At 48.6% G+C, this 666-nt stretch carries 1 protein-coding gene; it reads right to left on the reverse strand.

What is annotated here, in order from left to right; all coding sequences use genetic code 11:
• Window positions 1-176: 176 nt before the first annotated feature.
• Window positions 177-666, reverse strand: a 490-nt coding sequence (locus ACTHUM_RS17050; protein ID WP_440403560.1) for a 5'-methylthioadenosine/adenosylhomocysteine nucleosidase, incomplete at its 5' end; no start/stop codon positions are given.

A 666-nucleotide genomic window follows, 5' to 3' on the forward strand; every position in this document is an offset into this window, starting at 1 on the left:
TGGTCGATGTGGGCAATAATGGAGAAATTCCGTATGTTTTTCATATTGTTATTAAGATAAATGCAATTAAAGTCGGAAAGGCCGTCTGAAAAAACAGGGATTCGGTTTTCAGACGGCCTTAGAATAAGGTTGAATCGTTCCGTATTCTAACGGAAATTCAACGTTTCTGCATGATTTTATAGCGATTTGACAATCTCGGTCACCATCTTCGCCGAGCTGACAGCCGCCGTTTTCAAAAACTCTTCAAAGCTGATGTCCGCTTTCTCATCTGCCGAATCGGAGACGGCGCGAATAATTACAAACGGCACTTCCAACTGGTAACAAGTCTGCGCAATCGCCGCAGCTTCCATTTCCACTGCTTTTACTTCTGGGAAATGGCTGCGGATTTCCGCGACACCTTCGCTGCTGTGCACAAAACGGTCGCCACTGACAATCAGGCCTTGCGTGACAGCCGCTCCGTCAAACACTTGCGCCGCCTTTTCTGCTTGGCGAATCAAGTTTGAATCCGATGCAAACACGGCAGGAAGTTGCGGTACTTGTCCCCAAACATAACCAAAAGCCGTTACGTCAACATCATGATGCGCCACAGTTTCGCCGATGACCACATCACCGACCTTCAGGCCCTTGCCCAAACCGCCTGCACTGCCGGTATTGATGACGCAATCC

The organism is Neisseria sp. P0021.S006 (assembly GCF_051956895.1).